Below are 16,598 nucleotides of genomic sequence, written 5' to 3' on the forward strand. Positions count from 1 at the left end.
TGGATGTTCTGGCATTCAGTCTCGAGGCAATCGTGAGCTAGCCTGCTCCCACAGGGTCGTTTTCAGAGCGATGAGGAATGCGGGCCATTGATATCCAGATCCCTGGAAACAGCTTGCTCTGCCTCGATGAATGATGGCGTCTTGCCAGTATCGGCATAAATCTCCTCGCCTTCTTCAATCCGGATGACCTCAGAACCCTTTACATAGGGCATGGCTTGTTCTGCCTGTTCAAGGGCGCAACTTTCCGCTGGCCGTGCTGCAGACGTGCATGGTCGATAGCTGGGTGGAGTGGGCCGAGGACTCCAAGCCCTTTGCCTCACGGCCATTCGGTGACCGGCAGGAGTGGATCGGCTACGACCCGGCCGAGACGGGGGACTGCTCTGGGTTGGTGGTGTGCGCACCGCCGTTGGTACCGGGTGGGAAATATCGTGTCATGGAGCGACATCAGTTCCGGGGCATGGACTTTGCGGCGCAGGCGGCCTTTATCAAAAGCGTCTGCGACCGCAACTGGGTGACCTATATCGGCATCGATGTCACCGGCTTGGCAGCGGCGTGGCGCAGCTGGTGCGCCAGTTCTTCCCCAACGTCACCACGTTCAGTTCTTCGCCGGAAGTCAAAACCCGACTGGTACTCAAAGCCTCCGACGTGATCCACAACGGCCACCTGGAGTTCGACGCAGGGTGGACCGATAGGGCGCAGTCGCTGATGGCCTTCCGCAAAACCGTCACCGCAGGCTGTCGCCAATACACCTATACCGCAGGACGCAACGACACTACCGGCCACGCCGACCTGGCCTGGGCGCTCTTTCACGCATTGCACACCGAACCGCTTGAGGGGCAGATCGCTGCCAATACCGGGCGGATGGAGATTTTTTGATGAGCGATCAACAGGCAGAGGGCAGAGTTAATCAGTCCATTCAGGCGTTCAGCTTTGGTGAGCCCACCCCGGTGCTGGGCGGTCGGGCGGTATTCAACTATCTGGAGTGCTGGTTTAACGGGCGCTGGTATGAGCCGCCGCAATCGCTCGATGGGCTGTCGCGCTCGGTGGGTTCCAGCGTGCATTTGCACTCGGGCCTGGCTTTTAAACGCAACTTGCTGAGCAAGACCTTTATCCCGCTGCTCCAAGGTCACTTGTAGGGACACCCGACGTCCGCCTAGTTCAGGCGGGGGTTCTTGACGATGCTGTGAGCTAGTTTATTTCGGATTCAAAAGCATATTAGCTTTGGTTTCTTCGTCGATGATATTGCGAAGCGCCTCGAATAGAGGGGCGGCATCTGTGTATTTTTTGCCATAGGCAAGATTGAATTCGTAATCGAAGTCCGCTGGGTTCTTGCCTTGGTTGTGCTGAAGCATTGTTTCCAACTTATCTAGCGCCTTGACGGCTACCGCCTCTGGTGACAAAGCATTTTCGTAGTCGTCCCAAAGTGCCAATATCTCGGCTTTTAATGATTCATCCAGAGTATTGGTCAAGAGAATGAGGTCGCTCCTCTCTTGCTCGCTCTTGTTGGGGAACGAATCTTTATTGATGGCGGGAATGTCACCGCTGATGGCCTCTCCCAAGTCGTGAATTACACACATCTTGAGCATTTTTAACCTGTCGAGACCGGTCAGATAATCTCCAAAGACGACGGCCATCAGGCATAAGCGCCAGCTGTGCTCTGCCGTGCTTTCGGTGCGCCCGGAAGAGGTGTGTGCGCTTCTAAGTACATCCTTGAGCTTTTCCGCCTCACGCAGAAATTCAAGGCGCCCTTTGATTTTTTCGATGTCCATGAACACCTCTGACTCTGTGGGCCGGACAGAATGTCCGCTCACCTGGTTAAGCCAGACTAGATCTCAAGATAATTAGCGTCTACGCATAAAATATGCCGGGTGCAGTCAGAGCGACTCAACCAGGCGTGTTGTTGCTCCGTCCGAAAGGGGGATTTGTGTCCAGCGACATAAGCTTTGGCTGATCGGAACAATGGACGAATGATTGTCGCCCGTTAGAAATTCCAGCGCTGGTGGTGCGAAGGCTTCCCGCCAACCCAATCTATCCAGGTCAGCTTCCATGCTAATAATAGTTGGCGTAGCGAAGCGCCATAAAGAACTACCCAGCAGCTCGCTGACAGGACTTGCGAACTGGGCTGCTCGTGAAGATGAACAAGCAAGCAAACGGTGCGTCAAATCACAAATGAGATGAACGGGGCGCGAGCTTTCACGAACCATTCGGCCCAGCGCTTGATCTGCGGCTGTAGTGAGGCGAGCAGCCAGCAACTTCTCAAGCTTTTCGTGTGCGAGGGAATCCAAATCCAGTACGCCACTTTCCCAGCGAGAGATAGTCGATTGGGTAACGCTAAACAACTCTGCGGCATGTGATTGTTTGACTTGGTGCAAGAGACGCCATCGCCGGAGCATGACTCCAGGCAACGAAGGTTTTAGCAACATATCAGGCATATTGGGTTACAGAAAAAGTGGGAGTCTTGGCGAGTTTGATCTGCGCGAGCCCTGCATGCAAATTGCCTGGATAGGTGGAAGCTGGATCGACGTGCCAGCAGGCAATGTCTTTTGCGGAGCTGCTCGTAACGCCCCTTTAAATGACTGCCATTGAAGGGTGGCCGCCTCCAGGCTAAGTGAGCAGAGGCTGGGGCTCATATTTTGCGTAGCAGCATGCAAAAATGGCGTTTTCAGCAGTCAGTACATGGGCAGTCTGGAAGGGCCGACTTTTTCTACAGAATCAGCCGATAGCTGCCGTTCACGAAGGACTCCATCAGCTCGGATTCTCAGGAACGCTGACGGAAAAAGGTAACTCAATAGCGCACAGGTCTAAAGGTTGCTGGAAGCCCCGTGTTTGTTGGATTTGGCGTAGTACAGAAAAGATTGATTTTGAGTGATGCGCAAGGCAATGCAATTGTAAGTTATTGATTTATATAGCATTGATCTTTATAGGTTACTCAGATATTACCTGCACCGTATCGGCTGTAGCCCTTGAATCCGGGGGCCGTGATTTGAAAAAGCGGGGGCGGGCGGTATCGAATCTCTCCTTCACCGCCACATTAAGTAAACACAAACCCCTGATTTTCCTAGAGAAAGTCGGGGGTTTGTGGTTTCTGGCGTCTGGAAAAGGGCGGTATGGGAGCATCCGTGGGAATACGGCTGCAGGCCAGTTCGCGATCCGCCCCATACCACCTTGCGGTACAGTGATGCACTGATGCGGCACGCGCCTGATTTACCTCAGGCGCGTTATTGCTTGTTGTGTGTGCAGGCATCCTGCTGATCCGTGCAGCTTTAAATCACCGCGTAGGCAAGCGCCGCAAGGTTCTGGGCACGTGGATCGATCATCATGTGGCGACCTGATGTGGTTGTCACAAAGCTGAAGCTCACGTCACGCTCTGCATCGGCAAAGGCAATTGGGCCACCAAGCCCTATATGGCCGAAAGTGTTGGGCCCCATGCAGTGTGAAGCGTCCGGATCGGCTTTTTGCTCCATCATGCAGCCCAGGCCATAGCGCATTGGTCTTTTCCAGATTCGATCCAGGCCGTTGCTGTGCTCTTTGGTGAACTCATTGAGCATCTCTGTGCCGATCAAGCGCCCGGCCAGCAGGGCGCTGTAGAAACCGGCCAGCCCGGCTGCCGTACTGTGCGAGCATGCTCCGGGCTGTTGAAAAGCCCACCATTTACGGTCGGATGTACGCCCGGGGGATATTCCCGGGTTAGTAAATGCAAGCGTCGAAATGTCTTCTGAATGACCAGTAACCACATCACGCAAGTGCTTAGAGTAGGGGTCGCCCACTCGCCCCCTGGCCGCGTCATAATGGGCGATGCGGTAAAACTCCTGTTCTTCTACGCCAAGATGAACCTCTAGCCCGTTGGGTCGGGTTATTTCCTCGTGGATAAAGGTGCAAGGGTTGCGCCCGTCCGTTCGCCTTATCAGCTCGCCGATTATCCAGCCGTATGTTGTGGTGCCATACCCCAGCGCAGTCCCTGGTTGCCACCATAATGGCTCGGCAGCCAGTGTCTTGACCATCTGCTCCCAGTCATACATCGCAGGGTTGCGGTCCGGGAGTCTTAATGCCGGAATGCCAGAGGTATGGCTCATGACATGGCGCAAGGTCACCTGGCATTTACCGCCCTGCGCGAACTCAGGCCAGTAATCAGCCACCGGGATATCCAGCTCCAGTTTTCCTTTCTCGACCAGCATTAATGCAGCCACCGCAGCGAACGGTTTTACCGTACAAAATGTATTCGCCAATGTGTGTTTGTTCCAAGGTATGTTTCCCTGGAGGTCCGACGAGCCTGCCCATAAGTCCACAACCGTCGTGCCGCCAACGTTAATACATAGCCCTGCGCCTCGTTCTTGCGGGTCATTAAAGATGGCTTCAAAAGCGCTTTTGACGGCTTCGAATTCGGGGGTACATAGTCCTTTTGCTTCCATGCGTAATGCTCCATGCAGTAAACCAGTATTTATTAACGGCATATATAGAGGGCAGGGTCGATGCCCTGCACTAAAAGGTGCCGTTGAATAAGGCGTAACGCGCTCTGAAGGTCACTGGGTGTGGGGGTGTTCAGTGGCGCTGTTTTAGGGTGAGGTGATTTAAATAAAAGAGTGTGGCCTGATCAAACTTCGGGTTGCGAAAAGTTGTAGCGGTTTGAGCGCTTGTAAGTGCCAAAGTCATTGAATCTGACACCGGCATCCGCTAAAACTTTATGGGCGAAGGGTGCGGTCATTTGGCGCAGGTAGAACGGGTCCTTCACCACAAAGTGATGAATGCAGTGGGTACTTCCGAAGTTGAAGCAAAACAACTGGAATGGCCACAGCCACCACCGGTTCATGACCTGGGTTTGTTGCAGGGGATTGCGCGGCATGACGTCGCCGAAGTAGTGAATGTTGGAGCTGATAAAAAACAGGCAGAACTGGCGGATGATATTGGGCGCGACGATAATCACCACTGCAGCATTGACCACCTGCATCAGCAGTGCTGCGCCAGCCGAGAGCTCAACAGTGTGGCCCATCAACGAGTTCACCCATGTGTACAGGTGGTAACCCAGGAATATATACCAGCAGCCCCAGTACAGAAGCCCCATGGGCGCATTCAAGCGAAGCACCTTGACGGTCAGCCTGATTTTTTCTTTCCATGTAGATGCGAACAAGGCATTTACAATGCCAAAGACAAAACCATCGATGAGTTTTAAAAAGCGCTTGGCGCCCCACTGGCTGCCGCTGGTGGTAATCCAGGCTTCAACATCGGTCTGGGTGCCAGACTCTTTATGATGATGAAAGTGCAGTTCACGGCGCAGCCAGGGGCTGGGCATGCCGGGGCGGGCTATCCAGCACAACAGCATCATCAGGTTGTGCGCCACGGGTTGTTTGCGGAAATACAGGCGATGAATCAAGTCGTGCTCAAGTTCATGAATAAATGACGTCAATAACGCATTGATTAAAATACACAGCCAGCCGGGAATAAGACCTTTTATATACAGTGTGCCTGTGACGATCATGCCAATAATTGAAACGGCCATCACGCTGGCGCCGAGGGTGTTCTGGAAAGCCAGTATGCGATAGCGTTTACGCAGCTCATTACTGTGCTGGGTGATTTTTTGAGTAACGTCGTTAATTAAATCCTGCTCGGTTTTTGGCAGGGGTGTGCGGGGTGCTTGATTAGCAGTATTCATCACTTCATCCTTTGAAGACGATGGGTCGGGAACGCTCCTCTAGAAAAGCACATTTATTTTATTGGGCAAGTTTTAAAGTTTTTATGGCGAGTTGGTCAGACGAGTGGATATATATCGTTGTATTGTCTGACAATAACTTTGCAGTTTTGGACTAACTATTGCGCCGGATTAAATACCGCCCGGCCAACTAATGGCGTATGCCATATAACTGCCTGAACCGCATTGTTGTGCATGCTCCACCGGGTTGCCGGGATTGAAGGGTTACTCTGCGGGCCTGGCAATCATCAGGGACGACCGGGCGCAGCGCTGCCCGGTCACTGCCTAAGGCTAGCTTGAGGAAGACGGACTGTTTACCTCCAGCGCCCTGGAGATTGCTTGTTCTGCTTTCACGAATGCTGGTGTCTTGCCAGCATCGGCATAAATCTCCTCGCCTTCTTCAATCCGGATGACCTCAGAACCCTTTACATAGGGCATGGCCTGTTCTGCTTGTTCAAGGGCGCAATGAATCAGGCTTTGGGTAATGGTGGCCTCATCCAGGCCGTAGGCTTGGGCGAAAGCCTTGATTTTGACCAGATCACGCTTGTGCAGTGAAAGGCTGTATTCAACCCGCTCACTGGACTCCTGAGATCTGGATTCCCAGTTGTCGAGCATGGCCCTGAAGGCGTCCATATGGCTTCTCCTGTTTGGCGGCAAGTGCTGCTGGACAGTATGGCTCACGGTTCGCTGACGTGCTTTTAGTTGCCACCCGTCAGAAAAAACAGCTTTGATCTAAACCTTTGCCATCACCTGCCTTCAGATTCTGTGCAGGGAATAAACCTGCCTTTTTCTGGAGGACGTTATGAAACACCTGATTGGCCCCAAACGCTTCGTGGCAGGTTGTGCCCTGGTCTGTTCCCTGGTCGTGGCCGCCACAGCCGTCGCAGCCAGTCCGGCAGACTTTGTTGATGAGGCCCACGCAGCAGGGATTGCGGAGATCGAAACCAGCCGTATGGCGATCAGTAAAACGTCATCTACCGATATAGAAAGCTATGCCGTGGAGGCCATCAAGGACCATACCAACGCCAACCGGGACTTGAAGGACCTGGCCAGCCGCCTCGGCCTGCAGGTGTCCAGCGACGAGCAATTGCTCGACAAGGCGAAAAAACTGATGCTGCAAGTGCAGGAGGGGGACTCGTTTGATGCGGCTTATGCGGCCAATCAGGTCAAGGCCCATGAGCAGGCCATCAAGTTGTACAAGGAGCAGGCGCAAAACCCCGAGTCACCGGAGTTGCAGGCGTTTGCCGAAAAGTATCTGCCCAAGCTGGAAATGCATCTGCTGATGGCGCAAAAACTGGTGGATGCTCACCACAAGTCCTGAGCCTTTGAGATGCAAAAACGCCCGGTGAGTAATCGACCGGGCGTGTTGTGCAGCGGGGCGTGGTTCAGACCGCGATTTCGTTGAAACCGCAATATTCTTCCCAGCTCATGTCCAGGGCTTCGGCGACTTCCTGATGCACTTCAAGGCGCATGCTCTTGAGTTCTTCAGGGGAGCGCGCGATCAGCTCCAGAGCCAGTTCCCAGGCTTCCAGGCCGCGGCTTTCGGCTTCGTCTTCAAAGGCCCACAAAATCTGTTGCTGGCGGTCCTCGGCGCTCAGCTCTTTCATTTCTTCGATCAGTTCAGGGTGCGCCTTGATAAAAGTATCCAGGGCCAGTTCGTTACGGGATTCTTTAGGGATCATATGGCGTCTCGGATGGTCAGGGCTTTTTTCGCATGCTAGCGAGTTCGCATTACGATGAAAAGCGCCGTATAGCTGCCTAGCCGACCGGTTGCAGCTTGCTTTCACGCTGCAGGCTATAAGCCCACACCGCCAGTGCCAGTGTCGCGACCACTGCGCCGACCACGACAATGCCGTCCCAGCCATAGGTCGGGTAGGTTTGCGCACCCACCAGCGAGCCCAAAGCGCCGCCAATAAAATAGCAGGTGATATAACCGGCATTCAGGCGGTTGCGTGCGGCCGGGCGGACTTTGAATACCGCGTTCTGGTTGCTCACATGGACCAGCTGCACGGCAAAATCCAGGGCCAGTACGCCGATCAGCAAAGCGATCAATGAGTGCCCGGCAAATGCCATCGGCAGCCAGCACGCCAGCAGCACCAGCAGGCCGGCGGTGGTCGCCTGCTGCCCCTTGCCGCGATCAGCCATGCGTCCGGCCCAGTTGGCTGCCACTGCACCGACTGCACCGGCCAGGCCGAACAGGCCGATCACGGCGTCCGAGAAACTGTAGGGCGGTACGGCCAGCAAAAAGGCCAGGGGTGTCCAGAACAGGGCGAACAGCGAGAACGTCAGCAGGCCCAGCAGGGCGCGCAGGCGCAGTACTGGCTCTTCGACAAACAGGGTAAATACCGACTTCAGCAGTTTCGGGTAGCTCAGGCCTGCGCTCTGGTGATGGTTGGGCAGGGCACGGAACAGGGCGATGGCACTGACCAGCATCAGCGCGGCGGCCACCAGATAAATGGTGCGCCAGTCACCTGCCGACGACAGTGCGCCCGCCACGGTGCGCGCCAGCAATATGCCCAGTAACAGCCCGCTCATCAGGGTGCCGACTACTCGACCACGGCTTTGCGGGTCGGTCAGGCTGGCCGCCATCGGCACCAGCACCTGGGCCGATACCGAAAACAGCCCGGTCATTGCCGTGCCGATCAACAGCCAGGTCAACGAAGGGGCGAACGCGCTGAGCAGAAGACCCAGGGCGCTGAGCACGGTCATGGTGACGATCAGGCGGCGTTGTTCAAACAGATCACCCAGCGGCACCAGCAGCAACAGGCCGGCGCCATAGCTGAGTTGGGCCGTGATGACCACGGTGCCGGCGCTGCCCATGCTCAAGCCCAGTTCCTGGGCGATGGTGTGCAGCAAGGGCTGGGCATAATAGTTGCTGGCAACAGCCAGGCCGGTGGCGGTGGCCATCAGCAGGATCAGGGCAGTGCTAAGAGGCTTTGTTGCAGTAGTAGACGCGGACATTGGCTGTCTCGTTGGCATGGGGTATGCGACGAAGTATTGGAATGCCAGCGAAGAATGTCACTGAATATGTCGGTAATTTTAATTTATAAACCACAAAGCCCCTGGCGATAAACATCAGGGGCTTTGCTTGCAGGCGTTGCCGCCAATTTTTAGTTGCGACGGCCCAGCAGCAGGCCTACGACCAGACCAAAACCGGCCGAGATGGCCACGGTCTGCCACGGATGACCGCCGATGTAGCTTTCAGTGGCGTCGACCACAGGTTTGGTGCGCTCACGCACATTGGTCACTGAGTCCAGTGCCTGCTTGAGCTTGAGGCTGACCTGCGCACGCAGGGTTTCGCCTTCTTCGCCGATCAGGGACGCGCTGTCCTTGAGCAGCTTTTCAGATTCGGCAATCAGGTCTTGCAGCTCGCTGAACGCTTGATCCTTGATTTGATCTTCAGCTTGTACGGCATTTTTTCGAGCCATTGCGGTACTCCTTGCAGGTTAAAGGGGTGATAAGTAATGGAGTCAACCCAATGCTAAAAAGTTGCATCTGATTTGCGCCTGAGCTGACAGCGTAGTCAAAAACCAGACTGAGACACTTCTTTGTAGGGTGTAAGATGTCACCTAAATTTACGCCGCAGGAAATTCCCATGAGCTTCAACCTCGCCAACAAGCCTCTCGCAGAGCGTGCAGCGCTTGAAGATGAAAAATCCCGTTTGTATGACCTCTGGCAGAGCAACCTGGGCAAGGCCAAAGGCGATGCGGCGCGTTTGTTCGGTGAGCGCGCCAAGCGCAAGGGCAAGTGGGCTGAATGGGTACGTTCGGAACTGGACGCCATGTCGCCGCCCGAATACGCCAACATGGTGCGCAGCGAAGTGAACCGCATGATGGCTGCGGCCAAGTAATTCATACGCAAAAACTACTGTCTGTGGGAGCGGGCTTGCTCGCGATTCAGGCGCCGCGATTTATCTGAAAACCGGGGCGATGCTATCGCGAGCAAGCCCGCTCCCACAGTTGCCTAGAGCGTTTCGCAAACGCTGAACACCTGCACCGCGCCGCCCACATTGATCTGCACTTCGTCATCGAGCTGCTTGCCCAGCAAGGCAGCGCCCAGCGGTGAGCGCGGGGTGATCACAGTGACCGTCTGTCCGCCGTGTTCGAGCTTGAGCCCGGCGGCATCGGGGGCGAGAAACAGCCACTGCGCACTGCCGTTGTCAGCCTCCAGTTGAATCAGCGCCCCGATCTGTATGCCGCTTGCCGCGTCGTATGGCGCCAGGGGCATGGCCCGGCAGTTTTTCAGCGCCTGACGGATTTCTTCAACCCGGCGTGCCTGCCCCGTGGCCAGATACGAGGCTTCAAGGCCAAGGGTGTCGTATTTGTTTTCGGCGATATTTTCCGCGTGGGTCGCCGCTTCATAGGCGGTTTGCGCTGCCCGCTGGAGCACGTCGAGGTCGATGGCGAGCTTTTCCAGCATCAGCAAGTGGACTGCGGTCTTGTTCATGGCTCATGGCTTGCAGGAAACGAGCAGCGATTGTCGCACGAGTGCTGCGCAGATTAATCCGCATCAAGCCTTCTGTACGCGTGAAATTATGCGGACAATCACCCCTTTGAATGTTGGAGCCCGGAATGAAAGCCTCCTGGGATATTTTTTGCAGTGTGGTCGATAACTACGGCGACATTGGTGTGACCTGGCGCCTGGCCCGGCAGTTGGTGGCCGAGCATCAGCAGGGTGTGCGGTTGTGGGTCGATGATCTGCGGGCCTTTGTGCCGTTGTGCCCCGAGGCGGATGTGCAGGCGGCTCGGCAATGGCAGCAGGGGGTCGAAGTTTGCCAGTGGCCTCAACAGTGGCAACCGGCCGATGTCGCTGATGTGGTGGTCGAGGCATTTGGCTGCAAGTTGCCTGAAGGTTACTTGCAGGCGATGAAAGCGCGCCCGGCTCCGGCGCTGTGGATCAATCTGGAGTACCTGAGCGCGGAAGACTGGGTCAGTGGCTGTCATGGTTTGCCCTCCTTGCGCCCCGACGGCCTGAAGCGGATGTTTTTCTTTCCAGGGTTTACCCCTGATACCGGCGGGTTGCTGCGTGAGGCCGACCTGCTGCAGCGTCGCCGTGCCTTTGAGCAGGATCCGCAAGCCAAGCAGGCTTTTTTGCAGGGGCTGGGGGTTACACCGGCAAGCGATGCGCGGTTGATTTCATTGTTTGCCTATGAAAATACCGGGCTTGCCAGCTGGTTGGACGCAATGGCAGCGGGCAGTGTACCGACCCATCTGCTGGTGCCTCAGGGGCGGATTATGGGTGATCTGCTGCGCTGGCTTGGGGTTGAACAACTGTCGGTGGGGCAGGTGCAGCAACGCGGGGCCTTGACCGTGCAGACTTTACCGTTCGTCCGTCAGCAGGACTACGACCTGTTGTTATGGAGCTGTGATTTCAACGCGGTACGCGGTGAAGACTCGTTTGTGCGGGCGCAATGGGCGGGGCGCCCCCTGCTGTGGCACATCTATGAGCAGGAAGAAGACGCGCACTGGGTCAAGCTCAATGCCTTCCTTGATTTGTACGTCAAAGGCCTTTCGCGGCCGGCTGCCCAGGCATTTACCGGGCTCTGGCATGCCTGGAATGCGGGTGCCGATATGGCGCAAAGCTGGAATTCGCTGCTGGAACACTGGCCCGAGATCACCGCGCACGCCGAGCGTTGGTGTCTGGAACAGTCATTACAGGCCGATCTTGCGCAAGCGCTAGTACTGTTTTATAGAAATTGGATATGATACGCGACCTAGATTTTTGTAAATCTCAATCCAAATTCGGATATTCGTAATGAAAACTGGTAAAGAGCTTAAACCCGGTACAGTCATCAAGCTCGAAAACGACCCTTGGTTGGTTCAGAAAGCTGAATTCACCAAGTCCGGTCGTAACAGCGCGATCATGAAGACCAAGCTGAAAAACCTGCTGACTGGCTACAAGACCGAAATCGTATACAGCGCTGACGACAAGCTGGAAGACGTGATCCTGGATCGCAAAGAAGCGACCCTGTCCTTCATCAGCGGCGACACCTACACGTTCATGGACACCACTGACTACACCATGTACGAGCTGAACGCTGAAGATATCGAAGCCGTTCTGCCATTCGTTGAAGAAGGCATGACCGACGTTTGCGAAGCCATCTTCTTCGAAGACCGTCTGGTTTCCGTAGAGCTGCCGACCACTATCGTGCGTCAGGTTGACTACACCGAAGGTTCCGCTCGCGGCGACACTTCGGGCAAGGTGATGAAGCCTGCCAAACTGAAAAACGGTACCGAGCTGAGCGTTGCTGATTTCGTTGAAATCGGTGACTGGATCGAAATCGATACCCGTGACGGTGGTTCCTACAAGGGCCGCGCCAAGGTTTAAACCTTGCGTTAACCGTACGATAAAAAGCCCGGCCTGTTGGTCGGGCTTTTTTTTGCCCGGCAAAAGCCCCCGCATAGCGCTTTGCCCGGGGCCGGGGACTGGGTAGCATGGGCGCTTACCAAGAGGGGCGGCAATGCTGATCGATTTTGTAATGTATGCAGCCTTGGGCGTCGCGATGGGCGCGCTGGGCGGGTTGTTCGGGATTGGCGGCGGCTTGATCGCCATTCCGGTGCTGGGGTTGTGGTTCGGGCTGGATCAGCAATTGGCGCAAGGCACGGCCCTGGCCATGTCGGTGCCCAATGTGTTTTTGGCGCTGTACCGCTATCAGCAGCGCAACCGGATCAATCTGCGTCAGGCATTGCCGCTGGTGCTGATGAGTTTTTGCTTCGCCTGGCTGGGGGCAATGTTCGCGGTCGGGGTGGATGCAGGGGTTATTCGCTGGGGCTTTATCGCCTTTTTACTGGCGATCACCCTCTACAACCTGATCAAAATGTACACCTCGGCGCCACCCTCAGTGACCGGTTCACGCTACGGCTGGCCGTGGTTCGGGGTGCTGGGGGCCGTAGCGGGCACGACCGGCGGGTTGTTTGGGGTAGGCGGGGCCGTGGTGGCGGCCCCTGTACTGACCAGCGTGTTCGGCACCACGCAGGTGGTGGCTCAGGGCCTGTCGCTGGCCCTGGCAGCGCCGAGTACTGCGGTTACCTTGCTGACGTATGCGGTGCATGACGAGGTCAACTGGGTCATGGGCGTGCCGATGGCCATCGGCGGCCTGTTGAGCATCAGCTGGGGCGTCAGGCTGGCCCACGCCCTGCCGGAGCGCATGCTGCGCGGCTTGTATTGCGCCTTTTTGCTGCTGTGCGCGGGGTTGCTGGCAATCAAGGCTTGAAGCCTTCAACGATGTACTCGGCAAAGCACTCGATAATGGGCGACGACGCGCTGTTGGCTTTGCGCAGCAGCACGATACTGGCGGAGGGCAGCACGGGCAGGTTCTCGGCCTCGCCGATAATGCGCAGGTCGGGCGTCAGCAGGCTTTGCAGCTGTGCGGTCACGGCCAGCCCGGTGCTCACCACGGCGTTGATTGCCGCCAGGCTGGCGCTGGTGTAGGCCACCCGGTATTCACGTTGCTGAATATCCAGCGCATTGCAGGCCCAGGTTCGGCAAAAACAGTCGGTATTGAACATTGCCAGCGGCAGGGGCGTTTGCTCGTGGGGCGAGAAGCCCTGGGCCACCATCCAGACAAAACGCTCCTGGCGCAGGATCTGGCCCATTTCGGTGCCGGGTTTGCGGGTGACGATGGTCAGGTCCAGGTCGTTGCGCTGCAACAGCTGCGATGACGGCTCGCAATGCACCTCGACATTGATCAGCGGGTAGTCCTGGGCAAAACGCGACAGCACCCCGGGTAGAAAGCGCATCACATAATCATCCGGCGAGCCGATCTTTACCGTGCCCACCATCTGTGGCTGGCGCAGGGTGTTGAACACCTCGCTGTGCAACTTGAGGATGCGCCGCGCATAGCCGAGCAGCACGATGCCTTCCTGGGTCAGGCTGACATTGCGCCCCTCGCGCTGGAATAGCGCACATTTCAGTACGTCTTCTTCCAGGCGTTTCATTTGCATGCTGACCGCCGACTGGGTGCGATTGACCACTTCGGCCGCACGGGTAAAACCGCCGTGATCGGCGATTGCGGCAAAGGTGCGCAGCAGGTCGGTGTCGATGCTGGGGAATTCAGCCATTGATCAATCTCGTAGATGTGTCGCATAAGAAACATTCGTTGGATTGATCTTATGCCCGCGCCGACACTTGAGCCATACCCCAGGAGGCTCAAGTGATGAAAGGTCAAATAGGCAGGGTGTGGATGGCCCGGATTTCGCGCTGGTATCAACTGTCTCGGGAGAGGGCCTGCTTGCGGCAGATCAGCGATGCGGCGCTCAAGGATCTTGGCTTGAGCAGGGCGGATATCGAAACCGAAAGCCACCGGGCTTTTTGGGATGATCCGTTTAACAAGTGAGGCGAGCTTGCCTCAACCCCTCTGTGGGAGCGGGCTTGCTCGCGATGGTATCCCCCGGCTTTGCCTGAGACACCGGGGTGTCCGCATCGCGAGCAAGCCCGCTCCCACAAGATCGGCATGCACACAGTGTGTGGGTCAGCGCTTGACCTGCTTGAGCGTCTCGGCAATCAAAAATGCCAGTTCCAGCGACTGATCGGCGTTCATGCGCGGGTCGCAGTGGGTGTGATAGCGGTCCGACAGGCCGTCTTCGGTAATCGGGTTGGCGCCACCGATGCATTCGGTGACGTTTTGCCCGGTCATCTCGATATGAATGCCGCCGGCATAGCTGCCTTCTGCCTCATGCACCTGGAAGAACTGCTTCACCTCACCCAGGATCTGCGCAAAGTCGCGGGTCTTGTAGCCGCTGCTGGCCTTGATGGTGTTGGCGTGCATCGGGTCGCAGCTCCACAGCACCTGCTTGCCTTCACCTTCCACGGCGCGGATCAGTTGCGGCAGGTGATCGCCGACCTTGTCGGCACCCATGCGCACGATCAGGTTGAGACGGCCCGGGTCGTTGTCCGGGTTGAGGATATCGATCAGGCGGATCAGGTCTTCGTTGTTCATGCTCGGGCCGACCTTGACCCCGATCGGGTTGTTGACCCCGCGCAGGAACTCGACATGGGCGCCGTCCAGCTGGCGCGTGCGGTCGCCGATCCACAGCATATGTGCCGAGCAATCGTAGTAATCGTTGGTCAGGCTGTCGCGCCGTACAAAGGCTTCTTCGTAGTTGAGCAGCAGCGCTTCGTGGGCGGTAAAGAAGCTGGTTTCACGCAGTTGCGGCGAGCTGTCCATGCCGCAGGCGCGCATAAACGCCAGGGTCTCGTCGATGCGGTCGGCCAGTTGGCTGTATTTTGCCGCCAGCGCCGAGTTGGCGATAAAGTCCAGGTTCCACTTATGTACCTGGTGCAGGTCGGCAAAACCGCCCTGGGCAAAGGCGCGCAGCAGGTTCAGGGTGGCGGTGGACTGGTGGTAGGACTGCAGCAGGCGCTCCGGATCCGGCACACGGCTTTTTTCATCAAAGCCGATGCCGTTGACGATATCGCCACGGTAGGCGGGCAGGGTCACGCCGTTGATGGTTTCATCATTGGCCGAGCGCGGCTTGGCGAATTGCCCGGCCATGCGACCGACCTTGACCACCGGGCAACCTGCCGCGAAGGTCATGACAATGGCCATTTGCAGCAACACCTTGAAGGTGTCGCGAATCTTCGCCGCCGAAAATTCGGCAAAACTTTCAGCGCAATCGCCGCCCTGAAGCAGAAACGCCCGACCTTGAGTGACTTCGGCAAACTGGCGGCGCAGCTCGCGGGCTTCCCCGGCAAACACCAGCGGCGGGTAACTGGCCAGGCTTTGCTCGACGCGCAGCAGGTGTGCAGCGTCCGGGTAGTGGGGTTGTTGCTGGATCGGCAGGGCGCGCCAGCTGTCAGGGGTCCAGATTGGGCTCATCGCAGACTCTAGTATTTGTTGGGGGTGGCCCATGTTAGCAGCAATTAGTGCGTGACCTGTTGCGCTGCAATGGCCGACAATCGCGCCTTTGCGCTCGCTATCGAGTGGCTGTTTTTTCAGCGTTGCGGGTAGTGCCGGAGCGCGGCAAGGAGTGGAAATGTCTGAGGAGCGCGTAGAGCGTCTGCTCGCCGAAGTTCACGATGACTTCGGCATGATTCGGGTACTGGAGGTGGCTGACTACCGTTTCCTCGAATTTGGCGATGCAATCGAGCAAAGTTGCGTGTTCACCGCTGACCCCAGCTGGCTGGAGTACGATTACACCCGTGCCATGCTGATCGGTGCGTTGTGCCATGACGCCCCGGAAAGCGCGTTGTTCCTGGGGCTGGGCGCCGGAACCCTGACCCAGGCCTGCCTGAAATTCTTGCCCCTGGAAGATGTCGAAGCCATCGAGCTGCGCCCTGATGTGCCACGCCTGGCCATTGAATACCTGGGCCTGGACGATGATCCGCGGTTATTTATACGCATTGGCGATGCGCTTGAACTTTTGGACAGTGCCGAGCCGGCGGACCTGATTTTTGTCGATCTGTACAACGACCTGGGTCCGGCTGCGGGGCACCTGGCCTGGACCTTCCTTGAAAGCTGCCAGAAAAAACTGGCCCCCAACGGCTGGCTGATCATCAACCAGTGGGCCACCGATGATGGCAAGCCGCTAGGTGCTGCCCTGTTGCGCGGCCTGTATCACCGCCATTACTGGGAGCTGCCGGTCAAGGAGGGTAACGTGATCCTGATGGTGCCTGCCGATCTGGAACAGACCCTGGACATCGACGCGCTGACCGTTCGTGCGCAAGCCCTGGCACCGCGTCTGGGCTATTCGCTGGAGTCGCTGATCAAGGCAATTCGCCCGGCAACCTGATGCCCGACGGTGAAACGTTTTAGCGTTTGCCCCAGGGTGGCCCGGCACGAAACGCTTTTTCAGGGACGAAAAAATCGTTAAAGCCCGGTCTACAGAGGGGTACAGGCGTTTTTACAGTAAAAAACCCCTTCTTTTTTTTGATAAATCCGGTATAGTGCGCGCCGGCCTTTAGCCGGGCCACGTTT

19 protein-coding genes and 2 pseudogenes are annotated in these 16,598 nt (G+C 56.8%); 9 read left to right on the forward strand and 12 right to left on the reverse strand.

What is annotated here, in order from left to right; all coding sequences use genetic code 11:
* Positions 1 to 62 precede the first annotated feature (62 nt).
* On the reverse strand, positions 63 to 212 hold the full coding sequence (locus BLU25_RS23495; RefSeq protein WP_016779986.1) for a hypothetical protein: 150 nt from the start codon (positions 210 to 212) through the stop codon (positions 63 to 65).
* A 29-nt stretch (positions 213 to 241) separates the two neighbouring features.
* Between BLU25_RS23495 and BLU25_RS21680 the strand changes: the two are divergent.
* Positions 242 to 876 (forward strand): annotated as a pseudogene (locus BLU25_RS21680) (phage terminase large subunit family protein); the annotation flags it as partial.
* A pseudogene (locus tag BLU25_RS21685) lies at positions 876 to 1,115 on the forward strand (phage portal protein); the annotation flags it as partial. The pseudogenes BLU25_RS21680 and BLU25_RS21685, both read left to right, overlap by 1 nt.
* Before the next feature lie 78 nt (positions 1,116 to 1,193).
* Here BLU25_RS21685 and BLU25_RS21690 read toward each other — a convergent pair.
* The 5 genes from BLU25_RS21690 to BLU25_RS21710 all read right to left on the reverse strand — a co-directional run bounded on the left by BLU25_RS21690 (position 1,194) and on the right by BLU25_RS21710 (position 6,316).
* On the reverse strand, positions 1,194 to 1,769 hold the full coding sequence (locus tag BLU25_RS21690) for an HD domain-containing protein (RefSeq protein WP_029611301.1): 576 nt from the start codon (positions 1,767 to 1,769) through the stop codon (positions 1,194 to 1,196).
* Between the two features lie 105 nt (positions 1,770 to 1,874).
* Positions 1,875 to 2,432 carry a helix-turn-helix domain-containing protein gene (locus BLU25_RS21695; RefSeq protein WP_081481025.1) on the reverse strand — a complete coding sequence of 186 codons (558 nt, stop codon included), beginning with the start codon at positions 2,430 to 2,432 and terminating at the stop codon, positions 1,875 to 1,877.
* Positions 2,433 to 3,263: 831 nt separating this feature from the next.
* Entirely contained in the window at positions 3,264 to 4,409 is a 1,146-nt protein-coding gene (locus BLU25_RS21700; protein ID WP_016779991.1) for an EstA family serine hydrolase, read from the reverse strand.
* 182 nt (positions 4,410 to 4,591) lie between these two features.
* The gene (locus BLU25_RS21705; RefSeq protein WP_016779992.1) at positions 4,592 to 5,647 is read right to left on the reverse strand and encodes a fatty acid desaturase; all 1,056 of its coding nucleotides are present in this window, start codon (positions 5,645 to 5,647) and stop codon (positions 4,592 to 4,594) included.
* 327 nt (positions 5,648 to 5,974) lie between these two features.
* The gene (locus tag BLU25_RS21710; RefSeq protein ID WP_016779993.1) at positions 5,975 to 6,316 is read right to left on the reverse strand and encodes a hypothetical protein; all 342 of its coding nucleotides are present in this window, start codon (positions 6,314 to 6,316) and stop codon (positions 5,975 to 5,977) included.
* 169 nt (positions 6,317 to 6,485) lie between these two features.
* On the opposite strand from BLU25_RS21710, the gene BLU25_RS21715 reads away from it, so the two are divergent.
* Positions 6,486 to 7,004 (forward strand): DUF4142 domain-containing protein, encoded by a 519-nt coding sequence (locus tag BLU25_RS21715; protein ID WP_016779994.1) that lies wholly within the window; start codon positions 6,486 to 6,488, stop codon positions 7,002 to 7,004.
* 64 nt (positions 7,005 to 7,068) lie between these two features.
* On the opposite strand, the gene BLU25_RS21720 is transcribed toward BLU25_RS21715, so the two are convergent.
* The 3 genes from BLU25_RS21720 to BLU25_RS21730 all read right to left on the reverse strand — a co-directional run bounded on the left by BLU25_RS21720 (position 7,069) and on the right by BLU25_RS21730 (position 9,111).
* On the reverse strand, positions 7,069 to 7,365 hold the full coding sequence (locus BLU25_RS21720; RefSeq protein ID WP_016779995.1) for a DUF6388 family protein: 297 nt from the start codon (positions 7,363 to 7,365) through the stop codon (positions 7,069 to 7,071).
* Between the two features lie 76 nt (positions 7,366 to 7,441).
* Entirely contained in the window at positions 7,442 to 8,644 is a 1,203-nt protein-coding gene (locus BLU25_RS21725; RefSeq protein WP_029611302.1) for an MFS transporter, read from the reverse strand.
* Between the two features lie 149 nt (positions 8,645 to 8,793).
* On the reverse strand, positions 8,794 to 9,111 hold the full coding sequence (locus BLU25_RS21730; RefSeq protein WP_016779997.1) for an ElaB/YgaM/YqjD family protein: 318 nt from the start codon (positions 9,109 to 9,111) through the stop codon (positions 8,794 to 8,796).
* 167 nt (positions 9,112 to 9,278) lie between these two features.
* Here BLU25_RS21730 and BLU25_RS21735 point away from each other — a divergent pair, with 167 nt between their 5' ends.
* Positions 9,279 to 9,533 (forward strand): hypothetical protein, encoded by a 255-nt coding sequence (locus BLU25_RS21735; RefSeq protein ID WP_016779998.1) that lies wholly within the window; start codon positions 9,279 to 9,281, stop codon positions 9,531 to 9,533.
* Positions 9,534 to 9,646: 113 nt separating this feature from the next.
* On the opposite strand, the gene BLU25_RS21740 is transcribed toward BLU25_RS21735, so the two are convergent.
* Complete coding sequence (locus BLU25_RS21740) at positions 9,647 to 10,129, reverse strand: GreA/GreB family elongation factor (protein ID WP_016779999.1); 483 nt, start codon at positions 10,127 to 10,129, stop codon at positions 9,647 to 9,649.
* A 125-nt stretch (positions 10,130 to 10,254) separates the two neighbouring features.
* Between BLU25_RS21740 and earP the strand changes: the two genes are divergently transcribed.
* From earP to BLU25_RS21755, 3 genes are all read left to right on the forward strand, one after another.
* The gene (gene earP / locus BLU25_RS21745; protein ID WP_016780000.1) at positions 10,255 to 11,388 is read left to right on the forward strand and encodes an elongation factor P maturation arginine rhamnosyltransferase EarP; all 1,134 of its coding nucleotides are present in this window, start codon (positions 10,255 to 10,257) and stop codon (positions 11,386 to 11,388) included.
* 49 nt (positions 11,389 to 11,437) lie between these two features.
* Positions 11,438 to 12,010, forward strand: coding sequence for an elongation factor P (locus BLU25_RS21750; protein ID WP_016780001.1), 573 nt, complete (start codon positions 11,438 to 11,440; stop codon positions 12,008 to 12,010).
* Positions 12,011 to 12,143: 133 nt separating this feature from the next.
* Entirely contained in the window at positions 12,144 to 12,896 is a 753-nt protein-coding gene (locus tag BLU25_RS21755) for a sulfite exporter TauE/SafE family protein (RefSeq protein WP_016780002.1), read from the forward strand.
* Here BLU25_RS21755 and BLU25_RS21760 read toward each other — a convergent pair.
* Positions 12,886 to 13,743: a LysR substrate-binding domain-containing protein gene (locus BLU25_RS21760; RefSeq protein WP_016780003.1), complete on the reverse strand. Its 858-nt coding sequence runs from the start codon at positions 13,741 to 13,743 to the stop codon at positions 12,886 to 12,888. The genes BLU25_RS21755 and BLU25_RS21760 overlap by 11 nt on opposite strands.
* A 95-nt stretch (positions 13,744 to 13,838) precedes the next feature.
* Here BLU25_RS21760 and BLU25_RS21765 point away from each other — a divergent pair, with 95 nt between their 5' ends.
* Positions 13,839 to 14,018: a DUF1127 domain-containing protein gene (locus BLU25_RS21765; protein ID WP_016780004.1), complete on the forward strand. Its 180-nt coding sequence runs from the start codon at positions 13,839 to 13,841 to the stop codon at positions 14,016 to 14,018.
* Positions 14,019 to 14,153: 135 nt separating this feature from the next.
* On the opposite strand, the gene BLU25_RS21770 is transcribed toward BLU25_RS21765, so the two are convergent.
* Positions 14,154 to 15,500: a class II 3-deoxy-7-phosphoheptulonate synthase gene (locus tag BLU25_RS21770; protein WP_016780005.1), complete on the reverse strand. Its 1,347-nt coding sequence runs from the start codon at positions 15,498 to 15,500 to the stop codon at positions 14,154 to 14,156.
* 157 nt (positions 15,501 to 15,657) lie between these two features.
* Between BLU25_RS21770 and BLU25_RS21775 the strand changes: the two genes are divergently transcribed.
* The gene (locus tag BLU25_RS21775) at positions 15,658 to 16,413 is read left to right on the forward strand and encodes a spermidine synthase (protein ID WP_016780006.1); all 756 of its coding nucleotides are present in this window, start codon (positions 15,658 to 15,660) and stop codon (positions 16,411 to 16,413) included.
* The last annotated feature ends 185 nt before the right edge of the window (positions 16,414 to 16,598 follow it).

Origin of the sequence: Pseudomonas fragi, from assembly GCF_900105835.1 — a bacterium.
In the GTDB taxonomy this organism is placed as follows: domain Bacteria; phylum Pseudomonadota; class Gammaproteobacteria; order Pseudomonadales; family Pseudomonadaceae; genus Aquipseudomonas; species Aquipseudomonas fragi.

Bases quoted from the DNA above. Each gene is read 5' to 3' on its own strand.
- BLU25_RS21735 (WP_016779998.1), top strand. From the start codon at position 9,279: ATGAGCTTCAACCTCGCCAACAAGCCTCTCGCAGAGCGTGCAGCGCTT.
- BLU25_RS23495 (WP_016779986.1), bottom strand. From the start codon at position 212: ATGCCCTATGTAAAGGGTTCTGAGGTCATCCGGATTGAAGAAGGCGAG.
- BLU25_RS21725 (WP_029611302.1), bottom strand. From the start codon at position 8,644: ATGTCCGCGTCTACTACTGCAACAAAGCCTCTTAGCACTGCCCTGATC.
- BLU25_RS21705 (WP_016779992.1), bottom strand. From the start codon at position 5,647: ATGAATACTGCTAATCAAGCACCCCGCACACCCCTGCCAAAAACCGAG.
- BLU25_RS21770 (WP_016780005.1), bottom strand. From the start codon at position 15,500: ATGAGCCCAATCTGGACCCCTGACAGCTGGCGCGCCCTGCCGATCCAG.
- BLU25_RS21750 (WP_016780001.1), top strand. From the start codon at position 11,438: ATGAAAACTGGTAAAGAGCTTAAACCCGGTACAGTCATCAAGCTCGAA.
- BLU25_RS21695 (WP_081481025.1), bottom strand. From the start codon at position 2,432: ATGCCTGATATGTTGCTAAAACCTTCGTTGCCTGGAGTCATGCTCCGG.
- BLU25_RS21765 (WP_016780004.1), top strand. From the start codon at position 13,839: ATGAAAGGTCAAATAGGCAGGGTGTGGATGGCCCGGATTTCGCGCTGG.
- BLU25_RS21690 (WP_029611301.1), bottom strand. From the start codon at position 1,769: ATGGACATCGAAAAAATCAAAGGGCGCCTTGAATTTCTGCGTGAGGCG.
- earP (WP_016780000.1), top strand. From the start codon at position 10,255: ATGAAAGCCTCCTGGGATATTTTTTGCAGTGTGGTCGATAACTACGGC.
- BLU25_RS21740 (WP_016779999.1), bottom strand. From the start codon at position 10,129: ATGAACAAGACCGCAGTCCACTTGCTGATGCTGGAAAAGCTCGCCATC.
- BLU25_RS21715 (WP_016779994.1), top strand. From the start codon at position 6,486: ATGAAACACCTGATTGGCCCCAAACGCTTCGTGGCAGGTTGTGCCCTG.
- BLU25_RS21720 (WP_016779995.1), bottom strand. From the start codon at position 7,365: ATGATCCCTAAAGAATCCCGTAACGAACTGGCCCTGGATACTTTTATC.
- BLU25_RS21760 (WP_016780003.1), bottom strand. From the start codon at position 13,743: ATGGCTGAATTCCCCAGCATCGACACCGACCTGCTGCGCACCTTTGCC.
- BLU25_RS21775 (WP_016780006.1), top strand. From the start codon at position 15,658: ATGTCTGAGGAGCGCGTAGAGCGTCTGCTCGCCGAAGTTCACGATGAC.
- BLU25_RS21730 (WP_016779997.1), bottom strand. From the start codon at position 9,111: ATGGCTCGAAAAAATGCCGTACAAGCTGAAGATCAAATCAAGGATCAA.
- BLU25_RS21755 (WP_016780002.1), top strand. From the start codon at position 12,144: ATGCTGATCGATTTTGTAATGTATGCAGCCTTGGGCGTCGCGATGGGC.
- BLU25_RS21710 (WP_016779993.1), bottom strand. From the start codon at position 6,316: ATGGACGCCTTCAGGGCCATGCTCGACAACTGGGAATCCAGATCTCAG.
- BLU25_RS21700 (WP_016779991.1), bottom strand. From the start codon at position 4,409: ATGGAAGCAAAAGGACTATGTACCCCCGAATTCGAAGCCGTCAAAAGC.